At 62.2% G+C, this 25,154-nt stretch carries 25 protein-coding genes and 1 pseudogene; 7 read left to right on the top strand and 19 right to left on the bottom strand.

Annotation, left to right across the window (positions count from 1 at the left end; all coding sequences use genetic code 11):
* Window positions 1–47: 47 nt before the first annotated feature.
* The 7 genes and pseudogenes from J5286_RS31735 to lgt all read right to left on the bottom strand — a co-directional run.
* Window positions 48–479 (bottom strand): annotated as a pseudogene (locus J5286_RS31735) (Kazal-type serine protease inhibitor domain-containing protein); the annotation flags it as partial.
* A 166-nt stretch (window positions 480–645) separates the two neighbouring features.
* Complete coding sequence (locus J5286_RS15425) at window positions 646–1,578, bottom strand: ribose-phosphate pyrophosphokinase (protein WP_018897392.1); 933 nt, start codon at window positions 1,576–1,578, stop codon at window positions 646–648.
* Between the two features lie 106 nt (window positions 1,579–1,684).
* A complete protein-coding gene (locus J5286_RS15420) occupies window positions 1,685–2,545 on the bottom strand; it encodes a hypothetical protein (RefSeq protein ID WP_209191171.1) in 861 nt (286 codons plus the stop codon).
* 113 nt (window positions 2,546–2,658) lie between these two features.
* Window positions 2,659–3,810 (bottom strand): M24 family metallopeptidase, encoded by a 1,152-nt coding sequence (locus J5286_RS15415; protein WP_209191170.1) that lies wholly within the window; start codon window positions 3,808–3,810, stop codon window positions 2,659–2,661.
* 5 nt (window positions 3,811–3,815) lie between these two features.
* The gene (gene pgeF / locus J5286_RS15410; RefSeq protein WP_112980137.1) at window positions 3,816–4,610 is read right to left on the bottom strand and encodes a peptidoglycan editing factor PgeF; all 795 of its coding nucleotides are present in this window, start codon (window positions 4,608–4,610) and stop codon (window positions 3,816–3,818) included.
* Window positions 4,611–4,705: 95 nt separating this feature from the next.
* On the bottom strand, window positions 4,706–5,806 hold the full coding sequence (locus J5286_RS15405) for a class I SAM-dependent methyltransferase (RefSeq protein ID WP_209191169.1): 1,101 nt from the start codon (window positions 5,804–5,806) through the stop codon (window positions 4,706–4,708).
* A gap of 23 nt (window positions 5,807–5,829) precedes the next feature.
* Window positions 5,830–6,678 carry a prolipoprotein diacylglyceryl transferase gene (lgt, locus tag J5286_RS15400; RefSeq protein WP_209191168.1) on the bottom strand — a complete coding sequence of 283 codons (849 nt, stop codon included), beginning with the start codon at window positions 6,676–6,678 and terminating at the stop codon, window positions 5,830–5,832.
* Between the two features lie 193 nt (window positions 6,679–6,871).
* Here lgt and J5286_RS15395 point away from each other — a divergent pair, with 193 nt between their 5' ends.
* The 4 genes from J5286_RS15395 to J5286_RS15380 all read left to right on the top strand — a co-directional run bounded on the left by J5286_RS15395 (window position 6,872) and on the right by J5286_RS15380 (window position 9,321).
* On the top strand, window positions 6,872–7,144 hold the full coding sequence (locus tag J5286_RS15395; protein ID WP_047506065.1) for an accessory factor UbiK family protein: 273 nt from the start codon (window positions 6,872–6,874) through the stop codon (window positions 7,142–7,144).
* Between the two features lie 394 nt (window positions 7,145–7,538).
* The gene (locus J5286_RS15390; protein WP_026282796.1) at window positions 7,539–8,039 is read left to right on the top strand and encodes a type III secretion system chaperone family protein; all 501 of its coding nucleotides are present in this window, start codon (window positions 7,539–7,541) and stop codon (window positions 8,037–8,039) included.
* 1 nt (window position 8,040) lies between these two features.
* Window positions 8,041–8,862: a pyrroline-5-carboxylate reductase gene (gene proC / locus J5286_RS15385; protein ID WP_112945552.1), complete on the top strand. Its 822-nt coding sequence runs from the start codon at window positions 8,041–8,043 to the stop codon at window positions 8,860–8,862.
* Between the two features lie 117 nt (window positions 8,863–8,979).
* Window positions 8,980–9,321: a tRNA-binding protein gene (locus J5286_RS15380; RefSeq protein ID WP_209191167.1), complete on the top strand. Its 342-nt coding sequence runs from the start codon at window positions 8,980–8,982 to the stop codon at window positions 9,319–9,321.
* 47 nt (window positions 9,322–9,368) lie between these two features.
* Here the strand turns inward: J5286_RS15380 and J5286_RS15375 are convergent, their stop codons facing one another.
* From J5286_RS15375 to J5286_RS15355, 5 genes are all read right to left on the bottom strand, one after another.
* On the bottom strand, window positions 9,369–9,950 hold the full coding sequence (locus tag J5286_RS15375) for a DUF1349 domain-containing protein (RefSeq protein WP_209191166.1): 582 nt from the start codon (window positions 9,948–9,950) through the stop codon (window positions 9,369–9,371).
* Window positions 9,951–9,957: 7 nt separating this feature from the next.
* Complete coding sequence (locus tag J5286_RS15370; RefSeq protein ID WP_209191165.1) at window positions 9,958–11,334, bottom strand: ATP-binding protein; 1,377 nt, start codon at window positions 11,332–11,334, stop codon at window positions 9,958–9,960.
* A gap of 26 nt (window positions 11,335–11,360) precedes the next feature.
* Window positions 11,361–12,062, bottom strand: a complete 702-nt coding sequence (locus J5286_RS15365; RefSeq protein ID WP_018897404.1) for a response regulator — start codon at window positions 12,060–12,062, stop codon at window positions 11,361–11,363.
* Window positions 12,063–12,572: a MarR family winged helix-turn-helix transcriptional regulator gene (locus J5286_RS15360; RefSeq protein WP_047506055.1), complete on the bottom strand. Its 510-nt coding sequence runs from the start codon at window positions 12,570–12,572 to the stop codon at window positions 12,063–12,065.
* 321 nt (window positions 12,573–12,893) lie between these two features.
* Complete coding sequence (locus tag J5286_RS15355) at window positions 12,894–13,505, bottom strand: DUF1236 domain-containing protein (protein ID WP_018897407.1); 612 nt, start codon at window positions 13,503–13,505, stop codon at window positions 12,894–12,896.
* 196 nt (window positions 13,506–13,701) lie between these two features.
* Between J5286_RS15355 and J5286_RS15350 the strand changes: the two genes are divergently transcribed.
* Window positions 13,702–14,352, top strand: a complete 651-nt coding sequence (locus tag J5286_RS15350) for an MBL fold metallo-hydrolase (RefSeq protein WP_111562852.1) — start codon at window positions 13,702–13,704, stop codon at window positions 14,350–14,352.
* A gap of 90 nt (window positions 14,353–14,442) precedes the next feature.
* Here J5286_RS15350 and J5286_RS15345 read toward each other — a convergent pair whose 3' ends face one another.
* From J5286_RS15345 to J5286_RS15320, 6 genes are all read right to left on the bottom strand, one after another.
* Entirely contained in the window at window positions 14,443–14,877 is a 435-nt protein-coding gene (locus J5286_RS15345) for a BA14K family protein (RefSeq protein ID WP_018897409.1), read from the bottom strand.
* 137 nt (window positions 14,878–15,014) lie between these two features.
* Window positions 15,015–15,230, bottom strand: a complete 216-nt coding sequence (locus tag J5286_RS15340; RefSeq protein ID WP_018897410.1) for a cold-shock protein — start codon at window positions 15,228–15,230, stop codon at window positions 15,015–15,017.
* Between the two features lie 463 nt (window positions 15,231–15,693).
* Window positions 15,694–16,608, bottom strand: coding sequence for a DMT family transporter (locus J5286_RS15335; protein ID WP_209191164.1), 915 nt, complete (start codon window positions 16,606–16,608; stop codon window positions 15,694–15,696).
* 125 nt (window positions 16,609–16,733) lie between these two features.
* Entirely contained in the window at window positions 16,734–17,813 is a 1,080-nt protein-coding gene (locus J5286_RS15330) for a PQQ-dependent sugar dehydrogenase (RefSeq protein WP_245206150.1), read from the bottom strand.
* 162 nt (window positions 17,814–17,975) lie between these two features.
* Window positions 17,976–18,755 carry a class GN sortase gene (locus J5286_RS15325; RefSeq protein ID WP_449090019.1) on the bottom strand — a complete coding sequence of 260 codons (780 nt, stop codon included), beginning with the start codon at window positions 18,753–18,755 and terminating at the stop codon, window positions 17,976–17,978.
* Window positions 18,745–21,096 carry a marine proteobacterial sortase target protein gene (locus tag J5286_RS15320; protein ID WP_209191162.1) on the bottom strand — a complete coding sequence of 784 codons (2,352 nt, stop codon included), beginning with the start codon at window positions 21,094–21,096 and terminating at the stop codon, window positions 18,745–18,747. The genes J5286_RS15325 and J5286_RS15320 overlap by 11 nt, the downstream gene beginning before the upstream one ends.
* Window positions 21,097–21,435: 339 nt before the next feature.
* Here J5286_RS15320 and J5286_RS15315 point away from each other — a divergent pair, with 339 nt between their 5' ends.
* Window positions 21,436–22,638: a pyridoxal phosphate-dependent aminotransferase gene (locus J5286_RS15315; protein WP_018897416.1), complete on the top strand. Its 1,203-nt coding sequence runs from the start codon at window positions 21,436–21,438 to the stop codon at window positions 22,636–22,638.
* Window positions 22,639–22,780: 142 nt separating this feature from the next.
* Window positions 22,781–23,935: a GGDEF domain-containing protein gene (locus J5286_RS15310; protein WP_209191161.1), complete on the top strand. Its 1,155-nt coding sequence runs from the start codon at window positions 22,781–22,783 to the stop codon at window positions 23,933–23,935.
* 70 nt (window positions 23,936–24,005) lie between these two features.
* Here J5286_RS15310 and J5286_RS15305 read toward each other — a convergent pair whose 3' ends face one another.
* Complete coding sequence (locus J5286_RS15305) at window positions 24,006–25,103, bottom strand: calcium:cation antiporter (RefSeq protein ID WP_209191160.1); 1,098 nt, start codon at window positions 25,101–25,103, stop codon at window positions 24,006–24,008.
* Window positions 25,104–25,154 lie beyond the last annotated feature (51 nt).

Genomic DNA, 25,154 nt, shown 5'->3' with positions numbered 1-25,154 from the left:
GTCCGTGGGCCGGAAACGTGCTGCTCGTTAGAGAGTCAGCATAATCAGCGCCGGCATTCGCCCTGACCGACGATGCGGAAGCCCGCATTGCCTGCCTCGCATGAATTCGAAAATGTTCTGATCTGTCTGCCTCGCTCGCCGCAAACCGGGCGATATTCGCGCGTGCAGATGCCACCTGGCCGCTGCGGCGGCATCGGTTCTTCATGGGGAGGGCGCGGACGGGGCGGGCGAGGGCCGGGTCCCGGCGTCATCGGCGGCCCGGCGCGGCATTCGCCACGACCGACGATCCTGAAGCCGCTGTTGTTGGCCTGACAGGCATTGCCGAAGGTCTGCGTGCGTCCGCCACGTTCTCCACAAACCAGCGCGTATTCCATGGTGCACATTTGCGGCTGCGGTGGGCGAGGGCGCGGCGGTGGCGCGGGACGAACCGGGCCCGGTCCGGGTCCGTAACCAGGGCCCGGTCCATAGCCGGGACCCATGTCCGCCGTGCAGGCGGAGAGTGCCGGAAGGATGACCAGCATCGCCAGTCTGATCGGAGATTTCAGTATTGTCGCCACGCCTCTTCCTCCCGTCGGCTGGATATCATTGATAATCCTAGCCGAATTGGCGCGGGGGAGGAAGTGCTGACAGCGATTCCGTCTCAGCTCAGTCGAAGAGGCTGGAGACGGATTCTTCCTGGCTGGTGCGGTTGATGGCTTCGCCGATCAGCGTTGCGGTGGTCAGCACGCGGATATTGTGCGCCGACTGAACAGCCGTGGTCGGCTGGATGGAGTCGGTGATGACGAGTTCGCGCAGCTTCGAATTGGTGATGCGGGTGACCGCACCGCCCGACAGAACGCCATGGGTGATGTAGGCGGTAACGCTTGCAGCGCCCTTGGCGAGCAGCGCGTCGGCCGCGTTGCAGAGCGTGCCGCCGGAATCGACGATATCGTCGATCAGCAGGCAGTCCTTGCCGGTAACGTCGCCGATGATGTTCATGACTTCGGATTCGCCCGGGCGATCGCGGCGCTTGTCCACGATCGACAGAAGACAGTCGAGACGCTTGGCGAGCGCGCGGGCGCGCACGACACCGCCGACGTCCGGCGAAACAACCATGACGTTGGAGATGTCATAGTTGGCCTTGATGTCGCGCGTCAGGATCGGCACGGCGTAAAGGTTGTCAGTCGGGATATCGAAGAAGCCCTGAATCTGGCCGGCGTGGAGATCGAGCGTCAGGACGCGATCGGCACCGGCTTCGGTGATCAGGTTGGCGACGAGCTTGGCCGAAATCGGTGTGCGGCCCGAAGCGCGGCGGTCCTGGCGTGCGTAGCCGAAGTATGGGAGGACCGCGGTGATGCGGCGGGCCGACGAGCGGCGCATCGCATCGATCATGATGAGCAATTCCATCAGGTGGTCGTTCGTCGGGAAGGACGTCGACTGCACGAGGAAGACATCCTCGCCGCGTACGTTTTCCTGGACTTCCACGAAGATTTCCTGGTCGGCAAATCTTCGGACCGTTGCTCTGCCCAAGGGCACTTTAAGATAGTTGCAGATCTCTTCGGCGAGGTGCCGGTTCGAATTGCCTGCGAAAACCTTCATCTTGGTCCGCCTGTTGCCTGCTGATAGCCGCGCTTTTTAGCCAGCTTGTTTCCGAATGCAAGGGTAAACGCGACTTGCGCCTTGATATTTCCAAAAAGCTTGTGGCTTAACCGCCACGGGCGTCCCGCCACGAGGAAAACTCGGTGATCGTCTTGGACGCAATCTGCTGCATGACGGAGGCCGGAACCACGGCCCAGGGATCCTGCGCCTGCGAGGGAACGCTCTCCTGTCCCTGGATGCGGTGCAGCCGGGCGCCGCTGTTATCGAGCACATCCCAAACATAGACCACCGTGACCTTGCCGCTGTCGGAAAAGGCCGAGAGGTAACCCTTGAGGATGAAGGCGGTGCTGTTGTCGTTGGAGCTCTTGATCGAGAGGCCGTGCGAGCGCGCCTCGGCGCCGAGCTGCCGCGACAAGGGCGTCACGGCCTGAACGGGGGCGCCGATGATCGGTAGGAAGCGGACGGTCGATGCGCCGGATGGTGTCAGCATCGCCGTGCGCTTCGGCTCGGTTGCCTTTTCCTTGGCTTCCGCGTCGGCGATGTCCTGCTCTTCGGCCTGGGCGTTGGATACAGGTTCCGAAACGGTGTCGGAGACCGGCTCGGAGAGGGGCTGGCTGCGGATGGCGGCAGACGCTCTTGGCGATTGTTCGGTCTGGCCGTCGAGCGCATAGGCCTGCGCCTGCATCGTCGTCGGCGGAGCGCCGCGACCGGATATGGGGCCGGATGTTGTGTCCTGCTCGACATAGGCGGGGTGGTAGCCGCCCTCGCGCGGCGAAGAGGCAAAAGCCTGGGCGCGGCGCGGCGTGCCGGCCATGCGCTCGACCTCGCCCTGGGTGACCGGCGTCGAGCGGATGCTGCCCGAGGTGTCGCCGATGTCGACGAGGGGCGTGAGGGCATCCGTGGTGTTGCAGGCTGAAAGCAGGGCAAGGCAGGCGATGAGCGTGGGCGCTGTCGCAAGTCGCGTCATCCCTCGTGTCATCCTTCTTTTCGTGCGCGTGTCGCCACGCGGCATATGCCCCGGCCAACTTTATGACGGTCGGGGCACTGCAATGTCAATTGTCGATTCTAAAGGGTGGTCACTCAGAGGTTGATGAAGTCGAGCGGGTGGCGCGACAGAGCCTTCGGTTCGGCGGCGGTCGTAAGATAGGTCTGACCCAGTGTCATGGCCGTGCCGCTGTCGGAATCCATGATGATCATGTGGACGAAGAGAGACATGCCCGGCTCAATCGGCTGCGGATTGCCGACGTGGAACATCTGGTGCTCCATCCAGGAGGGTGAGAAGCGGGCGCCGAGCGAGTAGCCGCAGGCGTTCAGGCGGTGACGCGAGAGGCCGCGCTCTTCCATGATCTTCGAGTGGACGTCGAAGACATCGCCGAACGTATGTCCCGGTTTCAGCACCGTTTCGATGGCCTGGATGTTCTCAAGGCAGGCATTGTAGAGCTCGCGGTGGCGATAGCTCGGTTCGCCGATGACGATCGTGCGCATCATTGCGGCGTGGTAATGCGCGTAGGCGCCGGCCCATTCCAGCGTCAGCTGGTCGTTGGCGTCGAGCCTGCGGCGACCGGCCTTGTAGCGGCAGAGCAGGGCGTCGGCGCCGGAGCCGATGATGAATTCGTTGGCGGGATAGTCGCCGCCGCCGGCAAAGACCGCGCCCTGCATGGCGGCAAGGATCGCGGCCTCGTCGGCGCCTGCTTTCGTCAGCGAAAGCGCAGCGTCCAGCGCGTCGTCGGCAAGGGCAGCCGCGCGCTCGACATAGGCGATCTCCGTCGGGCTCTTGATCAGGCGCAGGCGGCTGACGAGGTAGGAGGCGTCGGAAATCTGGCCGAAGGCCATCAGCTGCGTGTCGAGAAGCCTTGCGATGCGGCCGGTCATGCCATGGGTGTCGTATTCGACGCCGATGCGCGCGCCGAGCAGGTCCATCTCGACCAGGAGGTTCTTCAGATCGACGGTCGGGTCGGCGTTGACGCGATCGACCCAGATATGAATGTTTTCGATGATCGACGTCTGCCGCGCCTGGCGCAGATCGGCCGACCGGGTGAGAAGCGCCATGGTGCCGTCGGCCTTGACGATCAGCGTCTGGAAGAAGCAGTAGCCGAAGGTGTCGTAACCCGTCAGCCAGTACATGCTTTCCTGGGCGAAGAGGAGGAGGGCATCGAGCTTCTCCTCCTGCATCTGTTGCGTCAGTCGCGCGAGGCGATCGGCGAATTCGGAGGTTTCGAAGTGTAGGCCCATACCGGTCACATCTCCCTTATGGCAATTGCCGAAATCTGCCGGCCGTAGTCCGGTTCCTGGCTGTGTGTCGTTCGTCGGTAGGAAAAGAAGCGTTCGCTGTCGGGGTAGGTGCAGACGCCCAGGCTTTCGGCCTTGACGCCGGCGGCACGCAACCGATCGATGGTGAAGGACGGCAGGTCGAACATCGAATGGCCGGGCTTTTCCGACGGGGTGAAGTAGCGCTGGTAATCGCCGTTTTCGCTGACGAAGCGCTCGACGAATTCGGGACCGACCTCGTAGCTCGCCTTGCTGATCGATGGGCCCAGGCAGGCGACGATTGCCTCGCGCTTGGCGCCGAGCTTGATCATGGCATCGATGGTGTTTTCGAGCACGCCGGTGAAGGCGCCTTTCCAGCCGGCATGGGCTGCACCGACCACCCTGTTTTCCGGATCGGCGAACAGGATCGGGCCGCAATCGGCGGCGAGCACGCCAAGCGCGATGCCGGGGGTTGCGGTGACAAGCGCGTCGGCCGGCTGGCGGGTGCCGTCATAGGAGGCGTCGACCACCACGACGTCGGGCGAATGCACTTGATGCACGGTTGCCAGCCGCTCGACGGGCAGGTCGAACCAGCCGGCGACGCGCCTGCGGTTTTCCTCGACCTTGGCGCGCTCATCGTTGGAGCCGAGGCCGACATTGAGGCCGCGATAGATGCCGTCGGAGACACCGCCCTGGCGGGTGAAATAGCCGTGCTGGATTGTGTCGCCCGTCGCTTCGTTCAGCAGCGCGCTTTGGATCGGTTCCGGGGAGGGCGCATGTGTCATCGGTCATTCCACGATTTGTTTTAGCGACGCCCAGACGGTGTGCCGGACGAAGCGCTGTCGATTGCGGCGATGTTGACCCCGCCGCGCGCGCCCTGTCAATCCACGGAACGGAACGGCATCAGATCGATGGCGGGATGGGAAACGGCCATCACCTTGAAGAGTTCCCCCATCTTTCCTTCGCCTTCGCCGGCCAGGCGGTCGACGGCGGCCTGGATGATCTGCTGGGTGCGGGGTTCGCGGTCACGGCCAAGGGCGGCGGCGCGCTCGAGGATGCCGAGGCCCACCAGGAAGTCGCCCTGATGCAGCTGGCCGTTGACGTGGAGCCCGGCTGCCACCGCAGTCTCGCCGAGCGCCTGGAAATCGACGTGACTGGTGAGATCGGCTTCGCCGGGGTGGGCGAGCGGCGGATCGAACTCGTGCATGCGCACCGCCTGCAGCGTATCGCCGAAGCCGGTGATCAGGTGGCCGTAGTCGAGCGCCAGCGCGGTGCCGCCAAAGGCCTTCAGCCGATCGGCGATGGCAACCATGACGGATTCACGGGCGGGAGCGATCTCGAAGAGGGTGCCGAGCGGCACGGTCGCTGCCTGCTCGGGGAGCAGCTGCGGGTCGATGCCGGCGACGCCGGTTCCGAAGGACAGTTCGTCATCGACATCGAGGCCGACCATGCGTTCGCGAAAGCCGGTTGCGGTCTTCACGAACTGGCGGATGGGGATGGCGTCGAAGAGTTCGTTGGCGGCGATCAGGGTGAGGCCCGGCGGGATTTCGTCGAAGCCGTCGTGCCAGCTGATCCTGCCCTGATGGGCGGCGAGCGTTTCCGCCTGCACCTCGCGCAGGCGCGGGCTGGTCTCGACGAGGTGGACGGTCATCGTTTCGAAGAGTGGCGGCGCGAGGCGCTCTATGACGCGCAGCATGTCCGACATCATCGTGCCGCGTCCGGGGCCGATCTCGACCAGCTTCACATCTAAAGGCGTGCCGTGGCGCTGCCATGCGTGGACGATGAAGACGCCGATCATCTCGCCGAAGAGCTGGCTGACCTCGGGTGCGGTGACGAAGTCGCCGGAACTGCCGAAGGGTTCCTTGGTCTTGTAATATCCGTATTCGGGATCGGCGAGGCACAGCGAAAAGTAATCGGTGACGCTGATCGGACCGTTCGCCTGAATGATAGCCTTGATCTTCTCACCGAGTGCGGTGGTCATGTTCTCCTCCTCCGGTGCCGCGATCAGGACTGCAGGGCAGCCTGACGACGGGCGCGGATCATGGCCCAGAGGCCCAGCAGGATCATCGGCGAAGACAGGACCATGCCCATCGTCAGCCAGTTGGTGCCGAGAAGGTAGCCGAGTTGTGCGTCAGGTTCACGGAAGAACTCGACGAAGATGCGCGACAGCGCGTAGCCGCAGACGAAGACGCCGGCGACGAAGCCTGGGGTCTTCAGCGCCTTCATGCCGTAGATGAGGGCGGCGAGCGCGAGAACCAGCACGATGCCTTCGAGGCCCGCTTCATAAAGCTGGCTCGGATGGCGTGCGAAAGGGCCGCCGGTCGGGAAGACCACGGCCCAAGGCACGTCCGTCAGCCGGCCCCAGAGCTCGCCGTTGATAAAGTTGGCGATGCGGCCGAAGAACAGGCCGACGGGAACGACGGCGGCGACGATATCGAAGAGGTTCCAGAGCGGGATCTTGTTGCGCTTGGCGAAGATGATCATGGCGATCGTCGTGCCGGTCAGGCCGCCATGGAAGGACATGCCGCCGTTCCAGATCTGGATGGCGCGGATCGGGCTCTCGATGATCGCGGGCATGTCGTAGAACAGGATATAGCCGATGCGGCCGCCCAGGACGACGCCGAGCGCCACCCAGACGACGAAATCGTCGAGCTGCGCCTTGGTGATCGGCGAGACATTGCCGGGCCAGAGGCTGTCGTTCGCGGCGATGAGGCGCGCGTAATACCAGCCGATCATGATGCCGGCGACATAGGCCAGGCCGTACCAGTGAATGGCCACGGGCCCGATTGCAAAGGCGATCGGGTCGATATTGGGGAACGGCATGATGGCCATAAGGTCGGCAGCTGTCTGCAAGGTAATCCCATCCGTTGATGTGGGCGGAAGATGGCCTTGCCATAACAGCGGGTCAAGTTGATTGTTAGTGATGCGAGATAAGTGCGACCGCTTATCCAGTGCAAAGCGCTTGCATCCTTAACGGCGAAGCCCTACCTCATTCCTGAGGGCCGAGAGCGGCCGGAAGCCATTATTTCAAAGGGAGTAAACCGCCATGACGACAGGCGCAAACCGCATCATGGACGAGTTCGCAAAGCTGATGACAGATGCCGCAGGTGCCGCCCAGGGCGTGCGCAAGGAAGTCGAGACGATGTTCAATGCGCAGGCCGAACGCTGGCTGAACAGCATGGACGTGGTCAAGCGGGAAGAGTTCGAGGTCGTGCGCGAGATGGCGATCAAGGCGCGCGACGAAAATGATGCGCTGCTGGCGCGTATCGCGGCACTCGAGGCGAAGCTCGAATCCAAGCCTGCCGCCAAGGGCAAGTAAATCCCGTTTGGGGACAGGGCGCGGTGTGGCCTTTGAGAGACACACCGCTGCTTCGGCTAAAAAAGCGGGTGTGTTTATCCACCTGTGGACACTGCCAAAAAAGCCAATGGGCAGAGTCGTTTATACCCTCCTTCTGAATCCAATTCCCAACACCTTTCCACAGTGGCGTTCCCTAAAACGGCCCTCAGGGGGCTGGCACACCACCGGGTGCGTTATACACTGATTTTAAATGATGATTCGAAGCAGTTGGTAAGCTCCGGGCAGGTTCACTGCGTAAGTCTGGTAGCGGTTCAACGGTCATCTGGGTTGGTGGTTTCCGGGTTAGTTGCGTGTGTTCGCTTGTGTCTCGTTGGACGAAGTCGTTACGCATTCACTCCGGTCAAGAAGGTGCTGCATGAGCCTCATGGAATTGGAAGTCGAGCGTCAGTCGAACCCGGTCGATATGATCGAGTACGTCGCCGCCCACAACGACTGGGCTTTCGAGCGGTCGGGTGACGACGAAATCGCGATGACGGTCGAGGGCAAGTGGACGGATTATCACGTCTCCTTTTCCTGGATGGAGGAATTCGAGGCGCTGCATCTCGGCTGCGCCTTCGACATCAAGATCCCCGAACAGCGCATGAATGAAGTGACGAAGCTTCTGGCCGGTATCAACGGTCAGGTGCTGATGGGTCACTTCGACGTCTGGCGCCAGGAGGATGTGATCATCTTCCGCCAGTCGCTGCTGCTTGCCGGCGGCGCCGAGCCGACGAACCGTCAGGTGGAGGTGCTGCTCGCCAGCGCGCTTGATACCTGCGAGACCTATTATCAGGCGTTCCAGTTCGTGATCTGGTCCGGCATGGACGCCAACCGCGCCATGGAAGCCGTGTTGTTCGAAACTGTGGGTGAAGCGTAACATGTCCGGTCTGTCGTCCTCGGGTCCAATCGTTCTTGTCGGCGCCGGCAACATGGGGGGCGCGATGCTCTCCGGCTGGCTGAAGAATGGTGTGCCCGGTGCCTCCGTCGTCGTCGTCGATCCCGGCCCCTCGGCTCAGATGATGGCAACGATCAATGAGGCGGGCGCCAGGCATGTGACGGCGCTGCCCGCCGAACTGAAGGCTGGTGTGCTGTTTCTGGCGGTGAAGCCGCAGGTGATGGACGCGGTGCTCCCCTCCGTGAAGAGCGCCGTCGGCGACGATACGGTCGTGGTTTCGGTCGCGGCGGGCAAGACGCTCGGTTTCCTCGAATCCCATCTTGGCGAAGCGGCGATGGTTCGCGCCATGCCAAACACGCCGGCCATGGTCGGCCGCGGCGTCACCGGCGCCTTCGCCAATGCCCGCGTTGGTCAGAACCAGCGCGATCAGGTGCATGCGCTGCTGAGGGTCTCCGGACCCGTGGAGTGGGTGCCTTCCGAATCCGATATCGATGCCGTTACAGCCCTTTCGGGCAGTGGTCCTGCGTATGTGTTCTATCTCGTGGAGTGCATGGCAGAAGCAGGCCGCAAACTTGGCCTGCAGGCGGACCTTGCCATGCGGCTTGCACGGGAAACTGTCGCGGGGGCTGGTGAACTCTTGCACCAGTCCCCCGACGACGCATCGAAGCTTCGCCAGAACGTTACGTCGCCAGGCGGCACGACGGCGGCCGCGCTTTCGGTGCTGATGGCTGACGATGCGATGCAGCCGCTGTTCGACAAGGCGCTTTCGGCCGCTCGCAAGCGCGCCGAGGAGCTGGCGGGTTAAAGCGCGTCGCGATCTTTCAGATCGCTAATTGCGCTTTAGGTCTTTGTTTTGCCGCATGTCGTTATCGCAAAACCGCACACACTTTTGCGCGACATGCTCTGGATAAGGCTGATTTTCATGACCGAAGAAATTACCTACGGCGATTTCGAGCGGGTCGACATCCGTGTCGGCTCCGTTATCGAGGCCAATCCGTTTCCCGAGGCGCGCAAGCCGGCCTTCAAGCTGCTAATCGACTTCGGACCCGAGATCGGGGTCAAGAAGTCCTCGGCGCAGATCACCGTGCACTATACGCTTGAAAACCTCGTCGGGCGGCAGGTGCTGTGCGTGGTCAATTTCCCGCCACGGCAGATCGGGCCGTTCCGCTCCGAGGTGCTGACGCTCGGTTTCGAGGACGAGGCCGGCGCCATCGTGCTCGCGGCGCCGGACAAGCCGGTTCCGAACGGCAAGAAGATCATGTGATTGGTGGAGCGCCGTGGCTTTGCGCCCGGCGTTTCATTGCCGACATTCTAGTGAATGTCGCGCGAGAGCGGGTCCGACAGGCTGAAGTCGTGAAACGTCGCTTCGAAGCCGCCGCGTTGCGGTGAGCAGAAGACCGGGCCGACCATCAATTCCGCGAATTTCGGGTCGAACCAGGCGAGGCGCGCCATGCGCCAATCCGCCATCATGTCGGTCCTGTACTGGATGAACAGCGCATCGCCATTGCGCGTGACCCGCACCGACATCCTTGCGAAATCATGGTCGATGCGAAATGCCGACCAATCGGAATTGCCGTTGGTGACGACGACGCTGAAGTGGCGGGCGCCGTCGGTATATTCGATCCCGCATTTCATCCAGTGCGTCGCGCCGGCGCGCAGCATGATGCCGGCCTGATCGTAGAGCGCCTGGTAGTCCGCTGAAAAGCTCAGCTCGGCGGTGAAGTCTCCGTGGCGTGGCCGATGGAGGAAATGGCCGTCGTCGCGGTGGAAGCCGTAATATGTCCCCTGCCAGAAATCGGTCTTCTCGCCGGAGCGCACGTGCAGGCCGTCATTTCCCTGCTCGGCGGAAGGTGGCGGGTTGAGCCAGGTCATATCGGTGATATCGATCGCCATCGAGTTCTCAGGCCGGGATGCGGATGACGGCGCGCAGGCCGCCGAGCGGGCTGTCGCCAAGCGTGACGTTGCCGCCATGGCTGCGGGCGATGTCGCGGGCAATCGCAAGACCGAGACCCGTTCCTGACGCATCGAGATTGCGCGCTTCGTCGAGGCGGAAGAAGGGCTTGAAGACGTCCTCGCGGTTCTGTTCGGGAATGCCGGGGCCGTCGTCGTCAAACACGATCGTCAGCCATTTGGCGCCGTGCTTGGCCTCGATGTTGAGGGTCTTGGCGTAGCGGCGGGCGTTGGAGGCGAGGTTGGTGACGAGGCGCGTGAATGCGTTCGGCCTGACCTCGATGTCGTCGTCGCCGTCGATCGAGTAGGTGAGCGTCTTGTCGTGCAGGGCGAAGTCCGGCTCGAGCTTCAACAACAGTTCGCTGAGCTTGAGTTCGCCGACATCTTCCTCAACCTCGCTGCGGGCGAAAGCCATGTAGGCCTCGAGCATCGACTGCATGTCGTTGACGTCGTCGCTCATGCCCTGCAGGTCGGGATTGTCGCCGGCGAGCGCCAGCTGCAGCTTGAAGCGCGTGAGGATGGTACGCAGGTCGTGGCTGACGCCTGTGAGCATCGCCGTTCGCTGCTCCATCTGGCGCTCGATGCGCTCTCGCATGAGGATGAAGGCGAGGCCGGCGCGGCGGACTTCATCAGCGCCGCGCGGGTAGAAGTTGTCGGCCTTCTGGCCCTTGCCGAAGCTTTCGGCAGCGGCCGCGAGTTTCTGGATCGGGCGGATCTGGCCCCTCAGGAACAGGATGGAAATCGTGATCAGCACCAGCGATGCGCCGACCATCCAGACGATGAAGATATGGGTGTTGGACGCGTATGTCTGATTGCGCTTGGCGAGCACGCGCAGGATCTTGCCGTCGAGTTTCACCCTGACCTCGACGAGATTGGAATCGCCGACCGTGTCGATCCAGAAGGGGCGCTTGATCTGGTCGCGGATTTCGTCGCTCAGAATGCCGTCGAGAATGGAGAAGAACGGCTTGATGCGGGGCGGGGGGAGCTCGCCATCGGGCTCGATCGAGATCTGCAGGCCGAGCTGGTCGCGGGCGATGCGGGTTGCCTCGCTGTAATCAGTATCCTGCGGATAGGTCTCGATCATCTGGATGATCGCGGCGATATCGGCGGTCACGGCCATCGACAGGCGCTGGGTGACCATCTGCCAGTGCCGCTCCATGAAGACGGCGGCGACGACAGATTGCAGGAGCACCATCGGCATGATGATGATGATCAGCGAACGGACGTAGAGGCCCTTGGGCAGCTGGCGGCGCAGCAGGCGGGTGAACCAACGCCAGCCGGAAACCGGCGAGCGGTCCTCGCGTCGCAGGGAATCGAATGTTACCATCTAGAGCCTTTCCGGGTCCCGGATCATCAATCGATGCTCAGGCGGTATCCTATACCACGAACCGTCTGGAGCCAGACCGGATTTGACGGGTCGTCCTCGATTTTGCGGCGCAGGCGGTTGATCTGCACGTCGATCGTGCGCTCGCCGACATCGACATCGTTGCCGATCAGTTCGTGGCGGGGAATGGTGTCGCCGGCGCGCTTGGCAAAGAGCAGCATGATTTCCTGCTCGCGATCCGTCAGGCGCACGATCTCGGCAGCCTTCTTGAGCTCGCGGCGGGTCAGCGAGAACGTGTAGGGGCCGAACATGACCTGTTCGATCTTGGGCGCATCGCCGGAGACGTTGCGGCGTAGGATGTTGTTGATGCGGAGAACGAGCTCGCGCGGGTCGAAGGGCTTGGGCAGGTAATCGTCGGCTCCGGCCTCAAGGCCGGCGATACGGCTGTCGGATTCGGCGAGCGCCGTCAGCATGATGATCGGCACGTTCTTGATGATGCGCAGATCCTTGGTGACGTCGATGCCGGATTCGCCTGGCATCATCACGTCCATGATGATCAGATCGAAATCCAGGCCGCCAAGCTTGCGTCGTGCTTCGGCGCCATCGGCCGCGACCGTCACACGGAAGCCGTTCTCGCTCAGATAGCGGTTGAGCAGCGCGCGAATACGCGTGTCGTCATCCACAACGAGCAAGTGTGCCGCATCGTCCGAAATCACTATCTTCGCCGCCATTCAGTCCGCTTTCGAGTTTTGTCTGTTCTGCATGCCACTCAGGAAGGCCTTTACGCCCGCCCTGACCTCCGGGGAGGCTCCGTCGAATGCTCTCTCAATACGGCGCGATTGCGGCTCGGCGAGTGCAAGCGCCAGATCCCTGCCTGTGGCGGTGGGATAGAGCTTGCGCTGACGTCGGTCCTCAGGCCCCGCTTTTTGTTGAATATACCCCGAATCGATAAGCTGTTTGAGTACCCTTGCGAGACTCTGTTTGGTTATCTTCAACGTATCCAGGAGATCGGCAACGGTCATGCCGGGGTTTCGGTTAACGAAATGCACCACGCGGTGATGCGCACGTCCAAAGCCGCTCTTTGCCAGGATGGCATCAGGGTCGGAGACGAAGTCCCGATAGGAGAAAAACAGGAGCTCGATGATGTCGAAGTCGATGGTTTCGGTGTTTTCCAGCGGCTTGGTCAAAGGCTCCGGCTTGGGCTCCTGCCTGCCGGCTCTCGGGCTGCTCTGTCGTGCCAATTTGGCATTTCCTTTCCTAGTCTGCGCCGCTTGACCGACAGCGCGGGAACATAGGTCAGCAATCATGACATATGTTCCAGTGTCTCTCGGTTTTCGGCTTTCGCGCGTGCAAAGAAGATCGGTGTTGTCAGTCGAACCGAGATGCCCCGCGCAAAACTCCCATGCGATACGCAATTCCCCTGCGTGATTGGATTAAGAGGCATATTTGCGGCAACAATCAACAGGCATGACGCGAGCGTTGCGGCGAGTTCACAGCCGTCTGGCGAGCGCGCATGAAAAAGGCGGCCGGATGGCCGCCTTTGCTGTCCATGATTTCAGGTCTTAGTTGTAGACGTAGACGATACGACGCGTGCCCGGATCGACCAGTACCGGACGGTCGTTGATGCGAGCGTAGCGGTACTGGTAGTCAGGGATCTCCTGGAACGTCACGGTGCCGGGAACCTGCGCGCCGACGACGACATCACCGCCGACCTCGACAGTGCGACCAGGGTTGCTCTCGATATAGGTGGTGACCGTCTGCGGCGGTTCGATCGTCTCTACCGAGCCGACCGGGCCGAGCAGTTCGTCGCCCGGAGCAGGCTCGGCGGGGCCGGTCGCTGCCGTGGTTTCATAGGTCACAACGGGGATATCGAGATCGGACTGGTGCTGCTGGACGATCACCTGGTTGCCGTCCTGGTCCATCTGCAGATACTGGGCGTAAACCCAGCCGCGCATGCCGTTGACATCGACACGGCACCACTGGCTGCCGGCGACGCAGCCGTCGAGGATGGTTTCGGAGCCGCGCGTCGCAACGCCGACAGCGGGATACTGCTCGCCGGGGCCGGCGTGAATGGTCAGATCGTTGATGGCCGTTGCGGCCATTTCCGCGCGGGCGAGGCCGGCGGTCGCCAGAACCATTGCGCCTGCCAGGAAAAGATTTCGCTTCATGGTCATCGTGGGTCTCCTTTTATAGACGGGTTGGTAACGCCCGGAACAAGGGGAGGTTCCGCCAAGGGCGATCACAGGAGATTACACTTGTCGTTGCGGCGTGACGGAGCGCTCGGCAAAATCGAGGCTGCACGCGCCGGCGTTTGCGACTATATCGACATCGAGACGGACGAACTGCGCAAGACATAAAGCGAGGCACCCCATGAGCATGCTCCAGGCCGGGATCATTCCGGTGACAGCGTTTCAGCAGAACTGCACGATCTTTTTCGATGAAGCGACGAAGGAAGGCGTGGTGATCGATCCGGGCGGGGATGTCGCCAATATCCTGCAGGGGATCGAGCAGAATGGGCTGAAGATCAAGGCGATCTGGCTGACCCACGGCCATCTCGACCATGCCGGCGGGGCCAAGGAGCTCAAGGAAGCGTTGGGCGTCGACATCATCGGCCCGCACGAGGACGACCTGCCGCTGCTTCAGCGGATCGAGACGCAGGCGGAGAAATACGGGCTGCCATCAGGCCAGATGCAGAATGTCGAGCCGGATCGCTGGCTGAAGGATGGCGATACGGTGTCTTTCGGCGAGCATGTGTTCGAGGTCTATCACACGCCGGGCCACGCGCCGGGGCATGTCATCTATTTCAACCGGGCGCAGAAGTTCGCGCATCTGGGCGACGTTCTGTTCAACGGTTCGATCGGCCGCACCGATCTTCCTGGCGGAAACCACCAGCAGTTGCTCGATTCCATCCGCGACAAGGTGCTGCCGCTGGGCGACGAGGTCGGCTTTATCTGCGGCCATGGCCCGGGCAGCCGGATCGGCGACGAGCGGCGCGGCAATCCCTATCTGCAGGGGCTTTGACCCGGGCAGGGGATCAGAACGGGCAAAGCTCGCACAAAACAAAAGCGCCGCTGAAAAGCGGCGCTTCGTACATGAACGATCTGTGTTCGATCAGTTGGCGACGCAGAAGTGGCTGCGGCCGTCATTGCCGATGAAGGTGCCGCTGCGCGGATCGAACGAACGGTAGCGGTAAGAGCAGTAGCGCTCCCACTGCGGGGTCCACGGCTCGACACCGACGCGAACCGGAGCCGGCTGATAGTAGCGCACCGGTGCCGGGCGATAATAACGGGGAGGCGCTGCGTAGACCGGACCATCGTCATAAGCGTAGGGCGGGTCGATGTAGCGCGGTTCGTCGTAGCGCGGTGCATTGGCGATCGCCGAACCGACGATCAAGCCTGTTGCCAGACCGACAGCGCCGCCGACCCATGCATCATTGTTATGGTGGTGGCGATAACGCCAGTCGTCAGCCGATGCGACACCGATCGACGAGAATGTGATGGCAGCCGCGGTTGCCGTCAGAAGAAGGGTCTTGGCAAGGCTATTCATGTGTTCTGTCCTGTTCAAACTCTTGGCCGGTTTTGCACCTTGATGATGGCAAGTTAACGGCTGGCGGCTGAATGCAGGCTGAACGATAAAACCCGGCGGCCCGCCGGGCTTCAACTCGATTGCAAAGGTAGGCTCTATCAGCCGTCGATCTGCAGGTTGACGGCCTTCGGGCCCTTGCCGCGACGATCCGGTTCGGTGTCGAAGCTAACCTTCTGGTTTTCCGTCAGTCCGGCCAATCCGGAAGCCTGCACGGCGGAAATGTGAACGAAGATGTCCGCGCCGCCCTTGTCAGGCTTGATGAATCCGAAGCCCTTGTCGGTGTTGAAGAATTTTACAGTCCCAGTCTCGGCCATGCGTCAGGTCCTTTGATCTCTGCCCGCCATCCACACGGGCAGCATACTGATATTGCCTCCTCACGGAGACGCTAACAGGCAATTATTGAATTGTGAGAAAAAGGTCCCCTCTAAATCAGTAGAGTTCTTCGCAGAACTTCCGCCTGCTTATTTAGAACCAACCGACCGGAGTATTAGCGTCTCCGGCGCGCACAATCTTAAGGACTTCCCATGCTCGCAAAATGCCCGAACGCCACGAGATTGCTGCGATTATTCACTTTTGGCAAGCAAAAGTTTTCCGACGCAACGCGACCTCGCACGCCAATTCCGGGTGGGTTTAGTGCTCCGACGAAAAAAAGCACTCATCAGCCGCCGCTGAATAACGTTTTGTATCGCGAGCAATATATTTTAGGAGCAGATTTTGCCAAAATTACAACGTGCGCGCGACCTCGCGAACGTTAAACTTTTTTTCATATTTTCGGCTTCAGCCCGGATTTTGGCTGATAAGCAGGCCGTTTTGACGACGTCGACGCGCTATCTCGGGGACGATTTCAACTAGAAGCATTGCCGCGAACATCAGCCCGCAGCCGACATAGCCGAGAGCGGAGATCTTCTCGCCAAGCACCAGAGCGCCGAGCGCCGCGCCGAACAGCGCTTCGGACGACAGGAAGATGGCCGCCTGCGAGGAGGTGGTGTAGCGCTGGCCGATGATCTGGAGCGAGAAGGCTACGCCAGATGAGAAGATGCCTACATAGAGGATTTCCGGCGCCGCATCCCAGATCGCCGCTAGGCTGAGGGGCTCGACGATGAAAGCCGCGGCCAGCGCCAGGACGGCGGTGACGGCGAATTGCGCCACCGACAGCGTCAAGGCTCGGCCGGTCTCGGAGACGATGATGCCGGCGAGGGTGATCTGTCCGGCGGAGAAGACGGCGCAGAAGATGGTCAGGATATCGCCGCGCGACAGGGCCGACATGTCGCCACCCGACAGAAGATAGATGCCGGTCAATGCCATCAAGGCGCCCGGCCAGACGATCCAATGCGGCGCCCGGCGCAGGAAAACCACGGCGATGATCGGCACGATGACGACGTAGAGCCCGGTGAGGAAGCTCGAATTGGTGACCGTCGTCGTCTGGAGGCCGATCTGCTGGGTGATCATGACGCCGAAGAGGGTGAGGCCGATCAGCAGATAGAGCATGGCGTGGCGCCCGCTAGTCTTGACCTTACTCTTGCGCGCCTCGATCAGCGCGAAGGGGAGCACGGCGACGGTAGCGATCGCGAAGCGGAGGCCGACGAACCAGAGCGGGCCGATCGTTTCCATCGCCGTCGACTGCGCGACAAAGCCGCCGCCCCAGATGGCGCCAGCCAGCAATAGAACAAGGTTCGCCTGTATGCGCGTCATGTCAGCCTCAATCTGGGAGGTCGGCCAGACGGGGTTAGCGCTTTGCGGCCGAAACGGGAGTGGTCGAGATGGGCGACCGTTACCAGTTTCGTTCGACCGCAGCAAGGCGACGTTGGCGGCCTAGATCAGCCGTTGTTGGCGGGTGCCCGGGAGACGCGCAGCAGCGTGCCGTCGTCCTCGTCGGTGACGATCAGAAGCGCGCCATCGGGCGCCACCACGATATCGCGCATGCGGCCATAGGCGCCGTCGAAGATGCGCTCCTCGGCGACGAAAGCGCCGCTGTCATCGCGCTGCATGCGCGACAGGAGCTGGAATTTGAGGGCCGCGACCAGGAAGTCGCCATCCCATTCGGGAAACATCTTGCCGCGGTAGATGGCGACGGCGCCAGGGGCGATCGAGGGATCCCAGTAATAGAACGGCTGCTCCAGGCCCTTCTTGGCGGTGCCTTCGCCGATTTCGGCGCCGGAATAGTCGCGGCCGTAGGTGATGATCGGCCAGCCGTAGTTCTTGCCCGGCTCGATGCCGTTGATCTCGTCGCCGCCGCGTGCGCCGTGCTCGACGGTATAGAGCTTGCCGTCGGCGGCGTCGAAGGTGATGCCCTGCGGGTTCCTGTGGCCCTTCGACCAGATTTCCGGCAGCGCGTTGGCACCGTCCTTGAAGGGATTGTCACTGGGGATGCTGCCATCGGCGTTGATGTGGACGATCGAGCCGGCATCGTCCTGCCAATCCTGCGAGCGGTCGCGATCGCCACGGTCGCCGATGCTGATGAAGAGCGAGCCATCCTTGGCGATGGCGATGCGCGAGCCATACTGGATGCCGCCGCTGGTGAACTTGCGCATCTTGAAGATCGACTTGACGTTATCGAGCGCCGTTCCGTCGGCTGAAAGCGTGGCGCTGAAGGCTTCGGTGCCGGAGCCGCCGTCACCTGGGGTCGCGGCCGTGAGATAGAGGGTCCGCGAGGTGGCGAAATCGGGTGCCAGTTCCACGTCCATCAGGCCGCCCTGACTTCTGGCGTAGACCTTGGGGACGCCGGATATTGGCGCGGAGAGCTTGCCGTCCCGGATGATCCGCAAGCGGCCGGGGCGTTCGGTCACGAGATAGCCGCCATCGGGAAGGACAGCCACCGCCCAGGGATGCTCCAGCCCCGAGGCGATCGTTTCGACCTGAACCTGGACCTTCTTGGTCTCGACCGTGTCGGCCGCCATCACGGGGGCGGATTGGGCAAGGATCGCCGTCAGCAACAAGCCAATCCCTGGCGCTTTACCGAGCCGAAGTGTCGAAACTGATCTCATTCCCCATCCCCTAATGCCAACTTACAAATGTCAATCCGCCTGAGACTTGGAGGAGCAGGCGCCTTGCTTCAACCCTCAAGGGGTGGGGGATAACGGCATTGTGTTTCGGCCTTGAACGGAGCCGGTCGCTCTCGCGTCCACAAGCTCGGCCTCGACGATGTAGCGGAGCGGCCCGCGTTCAGTGGCGCCGAAAGGCCAGCAGGTCGCCAGCACGAGGTTGTGGCCATGTGCCGTCGGGTCGATGCCGCTGTTGTCCCAGGAGACGACGCGGCCTTCGCCTGCCTTGAAGATCAGGCGTTCGCCGTCGCGACGCGTCACCTCGATCTCATCGCCCGGCTTGACGTCCTTCAGCCAGCGGAAGTGGGTGTCGCGATGGGCGGCGATGACGGATGTGCCTTCGTCGCCCGGCTGCGGGGTGTTGGTGAGCCATGCGGGGCCGAAGGCAAGGGCTTCGCCTGAGGCGCCGGATAGAACGATCGCCTGCTTGCCGAGGCGTGGGGCGCTGACCTTCGCCTCGGTAGTGAAGTCGGCCCAGGGCCAGGGCTTGGCATCCTCGCCGCGCAACTCGGCCGCGAAGGCACGTGCGAGCAGGAATTGCGACAGCTGCGCCTTCGCCTTGATGTAGATGCCGTCGCTGATCAGGATCATCCCGTAGATCGCCAGGATGGCGATGCCTGCAGCGATCACCTTCTCGACCACCGAGAAGCGGGGCAATAGTGCGGAGGGCTGCTTGTCATCAGGCGCGTCGAAGGCGGTTGCCGCCGCTGTCGCCATGGCGAGTTCCAGATAGGTGGGAAGCGGGCCGAAGTCATCGGCCGGCCCGGCTCCGCTGGTTCTGCCTGATCTAATGGCCACGGCGGGTTCCTTGCGCGATGGCGTTGCGGCGCTTCCACGCCATCAGCCCGGTTGCGGCCAGCAGTGCCAGTACCATCATGGTCACGCCACGGGCGATCTGCTCGTCGGCGCGCGTTGCGGTCTGCGGAAGCTGGATAGAGGCCGAGCGCTGGGCGATCAGGTTGGCGGCCTTGGGTGTCGGGGCGGCCGCCATGCGGGTTGCCGCAAGCTCCGCCACCTGCTGCAGCGGTGCGGCCATGGCGTGGTCGGGTCCGTTGCCTGACGGGGCCTGCGGGGCAGGGGCGGTTTCGCCGTAGACTTTCTCGAAGTCCCAGCCATCGGGCAGATTAAGCGGAAGCTTGGCGGAGTCCAGCGGCTTATCCTGTGGCCGCGACGGGGTGACGTCGACAGCGACGAGGCTGGTCATGCGCGAGACCAAGTGATGGGCGAGCGCCACGGTCTCGACGTCCTTGTCGAGTGCTGTCGGGTCCTGCCGCTCATAGGCGCGGGCTTCGAGGTCGTCGATTTTGCGGCGCGCCCAGAGCTTGGAGATGCCCTGGCCGTCGGCGGCATTGGCGATATCCATCTCGACGCGCCATGGCAGGGCGCCGGTCTTGCCCGTGATCTGAAGCTTGCCCGATGGTTTGGTGTCCGGCAGCTCGGCGGTCAGCACTACGGGTTCGCCGGTGTAGAGGTCGGGCATCGGATTGGGGGTGATGTCCTCGGCCTTGGCGTTTTCGAAGGTCGCGGCGATATCGGTCATCGCCGGGTTCTGCAGCTTCTGGAACAGCTCGGCCATGCGCGTGGCGATCTGGTCGGTGGAGCCGATCTGGGTGAAGGTGCCACGGCCCATCTCGGCCGCCTTGGTCATGAAGTAGGAGTTGGGCGCCGAGCCGATGCCGACGGTGAAGACGCGGGCGTCTCCGCGGTTCTGGGTGATCTCGGTGAAGAGCTGCTGCTCGTTGCCGATCGCGCCATCGGTGAGGAAGACGACCTGGCGCAGCGCGCCCGCCGCGACCGAGCCCTGGTTGCGCAGCGCATCCTGCAGCGCCGGCAGCATCTCGGTGCCGCCATCGGCGTTCAGGCTCCTGACGTAGGATATGGCCTTTTCACGATTGTCGGGGGAGGCGGCGACGAGGCCGTTGAAGTAGTCGGTCATCGTGTCGTCGAAGCGGATCACGTTGAAGCGATCGTCGGCGTTGAGCCTGGAGATGGCGAGCGCCAGGCTCTCCTTCGCCTGCTCGATCGACGGGCCGGACATGGATCCCGAATTGTCGATGACGAAGACGACCTCGCGCTTGGCGGGGGCTGCATTCGCATCCGGCGTCGCGGGCGGGGTGACGAAGGCGAGCAGATAGGTCTTGCCGTCGCGCACTTCGCGGAAGAGGCCGGCGCTTGGCGTCTTGCCGGGGGCCGCCTTCCAGGTGAGTTCGAAATCCTTGTCGGCGGGAACCGCTTCGCCCTTCAGCGCGATCACGCGGTTCTGGTCGCCGTCGGTCTTGATATCGACATCGTGGAAGGAGGATTTGACATCGCCCAGCGGGAAACCGGCCTTGAGCTTCACGGTCAGCGCGACAGGGTTGATCTTGGCGTTTTCGCGCGGATCGAGCACCGGTGCTGCGATCTTCTCGCGGTTCTCTACCGGATCGGACGGGACGGCGAAGCCGGCGCCGTTGTTGAAATCGACGGTCTGGACGATCGGCGCCGGATTGTAGCGGGGTGCCACGACCATCGGGAAGCGCAGCGAGAACTCGCCGCCGGACTGATGCACCGTCTGCTGGTATTCGACCTGCACGACGATGGTTTCGCCGGGGCCGATATTGGCGACCTGGTTGGTGAAGATGTTGGGGCGTTGCTGTTCCAGAAGCGCGGTCTTCTTGCCCTCGGCCTTGGCCTGTTCGTAGATCTCACGGGCTTCCTGGCGAGGCTTGATCTGGCCTTCGATGAAGCGGTCGCCGATCTGCATCTTCAGGACGTCGACGGCGGAATTTTCAGGCAGCGGGAAGACGTAGGTGCCCTCGACCCAGCCCTTGCTCGGGTTCTGGAAGCGCTGGGTGACCTTGACGCGGGCGATGGGGCCGGTGACATCCATCTCGACGTCGGTCTTCAGGCGCGGCGCCTCGACGAAGAAGCCGGCCTCCTTGGCGGGAAAGAGCAGCGAGCCGCTGTTGACGTCGTTCGGCTTGATCAGGCCAGCGAGCTCGCGGGCTTTCGGCTGGCTTTCATCAGCGGCATATGCCGCCGTCACCAGTCCTGAGGTTATCAGGATGGAGGCGGCGAATGCCACGAATGCGATCAGCAGGGATATGGAAACGCGGGCGGCGCGCAGCCGCCTCAAGGTGACTTCATCTTCCAGAAACATGGCATGCCCTCAGTAACCAATTTCGGAGATGCAAGAATGCGGCTTCGATCTCGGCGGGCTCGCGACCGAATTGCGGCACGCCACGGCATTTGTTGCGGCCAATTCGTGGCGAATGGCCAATTTGGCGAAGTTTTTGATTTCAAGGCGTAAATCGGGATCGCGTCGATGAGGCGGCTTCGGATTATGCGAATCACGATCTCGATGGCGCGAATGATCACGAAGAATCATCCGATTCATCACCCCTTTGGCCTTGAAAAGCCTGCCTACATTGGACATAGACCGTAGCGCAGAAATCCGGCCCCGGCCGTCTGCTAAAATCAACCGTATAGGACCGATATCATGGCCTTTCTTGCCGATGCTCTTTCCCGTGTGAAGCCTTCCGCCACCATCGCCGTTTCCCAGAAAGCGCGCGAGTTGAAAGCAAAAGGCCGTGACGTGATCGGTCTTGGCGCCGGTGAGCCGGACTTCGATACGCCTGACAACATCAAGCAGGCGGCGATCGACGCGATCAACCGCGGCGAGACGAAGTACACGCCGGTTTCCGGTATCCCTGAGCTGCGCAAGGCGATCGCCGCGAAGTTCAAGCGCGAGAACGGCCTGGATTATTCCTGGGAGCAGACGATCGTCGGCACCGGCGGAAAGCAGATTCTTTTCAACGCCTTCATGGCAACGCTGAATGCCGGCGATGAAGTCGTCATCCCGGCACCTTACTGGGTGTCCTATCCTGAGATGGTGGCGCTGTGCGGCGGTACGCCCGTCACGGTCATGACGACGCAGGAAAACAACTTCAAGCTCCAGGCCGCTGATCTCGACAAGGCGATCACGCCGAAGACGAAGTGGTTCATCTTCAACTCGCCTTCCAACCCGTCGGGCGCCGCCTATACGCATGACGAGCTGAAGGCTCTGACCGACGTGCTGCTCAAGCACCCGCATGTCTGGATCCTGACCGACGACATGTACGAGCACCTGACCTATGGCGACTTCAAGTTCGTCACGCCCGTCGAAGTCGAGCCGAAGCTCTATGACCGCACGCTCACCATGAACGGCGTTTCGAAGGCCTACGCGATGACCGGCTGGCGTATCGGCTACGCGGCCGGCCCGATCCAGCTGATCAAGGCCATGGACATGATCCAGGGCCAGCAGACCTCGGGCGCATCGTCGATCGCACAGTGGGCCGCTGTCGAAGCGCTGAACGGCACGCAGGCGTTCATCCCCGAGAACAAGAAGATCTTCGAAGGTCGCCGCGACCTCGTCGTGTCGATGCTGAACCAGGCCAAGGGCATTTCGTGCCCGAACCCGGAAGGCGCCTTCTACGTCTACCCGTCCTGCGCCGGCCTGATCGGCAAGACGGCGCCCACGGGCAAGGTCATCGAGACGGATGAGGACTTCGTGTCCGAGCTGCTGGAATCGGAAGGTGTTGCCGTGGTTCACGGCTCGGCCTTCGGCCTCGGCCCGAACTTCCGTATCTCCTACGCGACCTCGGAAGCACTGCTCGAAGAAGCCTGCAAGCGCATCCAGCGCTTCTGCGGCGCCTGCAAGTAAGCAGTCTTGTTTCGAACTTCGAAACCCGCCGGCGACGGCGGGTTTTTTATTGTGGGTGTGTTTTGCTGCCGCCCATTTAAAGATCGCTAATGACTGCCGTCTATTGGTGCGCTGTTTTTATAGATTTCATTGCCTTCGGATCATGACGCTTCAACCCTTCCAGCTCGATTTCGCAACGGTACTCCTGCTGCACCAATGCTCGTTTCTCGTCGGCGCTCTGTGCTTTATCTATATGCGCTGGCAATCGAGGCGCGGCGAAGGGCTGGGAACGTTGGCGATCGGCTTCTTGTCGCTGGCGATGTCCTCGACCCTGGCCGGGCTGGGCGAGCGTTCGGTGCTGTCGCATGAAATATGGACCTTCGGCACTTTTGCATTCGGCCTGATCGGTTATTCAGTCTTCTGGGTCGGCATGCGCCAGCTCAGCAGCGGCCGTCGGCGTCGGATCGACTGGTTCGTGCTGATCATTCCGGCGTTTCTGGTCGTCGTTGCGGTCGCGACGAAGTTCTATCTGGATGACATGGCTCGCGGCGCGGTCAGCAATTTCATCTCGTTCCTGTCGCTTGCAGCGGCGGCCGCCACGGTCCTGCATGATCGGCGGCCGGAGCGGCTGCCGGTGCGGGTCGTGCTGTCTTGCGTAATCGCCCTGTCGTCGCTTTTGGCCTTGCTCATTGTTGTTGCCATGCTGACTCCGGCAATCGCTCCGATGACGCCGCGCTGGGCGTTCTTCATCCGCATCATCTGCCATTTCGCGATCGCGCTCTTCGTCATCATCCTTGTGAAGGAGCGCGCCGAGGCGGCGCTGCGGCATGCGGCCGATACAGACATGCTGACCGGCGTCGGCAACCGCCGCTGGTTCACCTCGCGGATGCCGAAGGTGATGCGCGGGGACGATGCGCTGCTGTTGATGGATCTCGACCTGTTCAAGCAGGTCAACGACCGCTTCGGCCACGATACCGGCGACCAGGTGCTCATCAGCTTCGCCGATGCGATCAGCCGCAACCTCAATGCAAGCGGCAGCTTCGCGCGTCTCGGCGGCGAGGAGTTCGCGGCCTATCTGCCGAAGACGAATGCCTTGGAAGCCATGAAGGCGGCCGAGCGTCTGGTCGATGTGATTGGAAAGCTCGAAGTGGATAGCAACGGGCAGCGTGTGCCGCTCACCGTCAGCATCGGCGTTGCGACGAGCGCGGATGCGGGCCGCTCCTGGAGCGATCTGCTCAAGATGGCCGATGCGGCGCTTTATGCCGCCAAGGACAGCGGCCGCAATCGGGCCGTTCTCTATGAAAAGATCGCGGCGTAATCGCTTTTCTCAGTTGGCAATCCGATTCAGGTTTTCGCCGTAAGGCGTTGATTTCGGATTCTATCCCTCGCTATAGCCCCAGGCTTGCGAGCATCAGGAAGGTGGCAAATAGGATAAAGTGCGTCATGCCCTCGATGGCGTTGGTCTCGCCATCGTTGAGATTGATGGCGGCGGCGATCAGGGTGATCGTGACCATCACCGTCTGCACCGGCGTCATCGCCATGATGAAGGGTTGGCCGGTGTAGAGGGCGATTGCTTCCATGACCGGGACGGTCAGGATGACCGTCGAGAGCGAGGCGCCCATGGCGATGTTGACGGTTGCCTGCATGCGGTTCTTCAACGCGGCGCGAAGCGCGGTCAGGATCTCGGGCGCGGCCGATATGGTTGCGACGACGAGGGCGGTGAGGCCGATGGGCGCGCCCGTGTCCTTCAGGCCCGTCGTCATGAAGGCCGACATGAATTCGGCGAGCAGGCCGATGATGACGACGCCCGCCAGGATCGTGGCGATCGAGACCGCCGTCGACCCTTCGTCGCCATGGTCCTCCGATGCGTCCTGTTTGCGCTCGGCGCGTGGGTAGCTGTAGCTGAAGAAGTAGCTGTGCTGGCCAACCTGCATGCGCAGGAAAAGCGCGTAGAGCGCGATCATCGCGACGATGGTGAAGGCGGAATAGTAGTGCCACTTATCGTCGGGCACGAATTCCGGGACGATCATCGAGATGCCGATGGCCGTCAGGATCATCACGCCGTAGGTCTTGCCGGAGTTGTCGTTATAGGGCTGCTCGCCATGCTTCAGGCCGCCGAGCAAAGCGGCGAGGCCGAGGATGCCGTTGATATCGAGCATCAGCGCCGAATAGATCGTGTCGCGCACCAGCGTCGGCGAGCTTTCGCCTGACATCATGATGGCGAGGATGATGACCTCGACGGCGACGGCCGAGAGCGTCAGGATCATCGTGCCATAGGGATCGCCGACCTTGATGGCGAGGATCTCGGCGTGATGGGCCACACGCATCGAGGCGAGCACGATGGTAACGACGAGGGCGGCTGCCGCAATAAGAGCCGCGCCCTGGCCCATCTCCATGATCGCGTGTTCCGACAGAAAGGCCGCCACGCCGACCGCAATCGCGATCAGCAGGTACCGTTCGGTTTTCAGGCGTGACACTATCCCCAACGTCGAGCTCCGATCTTGATTCATCTCTCAAGTCTAAGGCGATGATTTCAC

Source organism: Rhizobium sp. 16-488-2b (assembly GCF_017741815.1).
Classification (GTDB): Bacteria; Pseudomonadota; Alphaproteobacteria; order Rhizobiales; family Rhizobiaceae; genus Rhizobium.
This window is presented reverse-complemented; position numbering and strand designations above follow the sequence as displayed.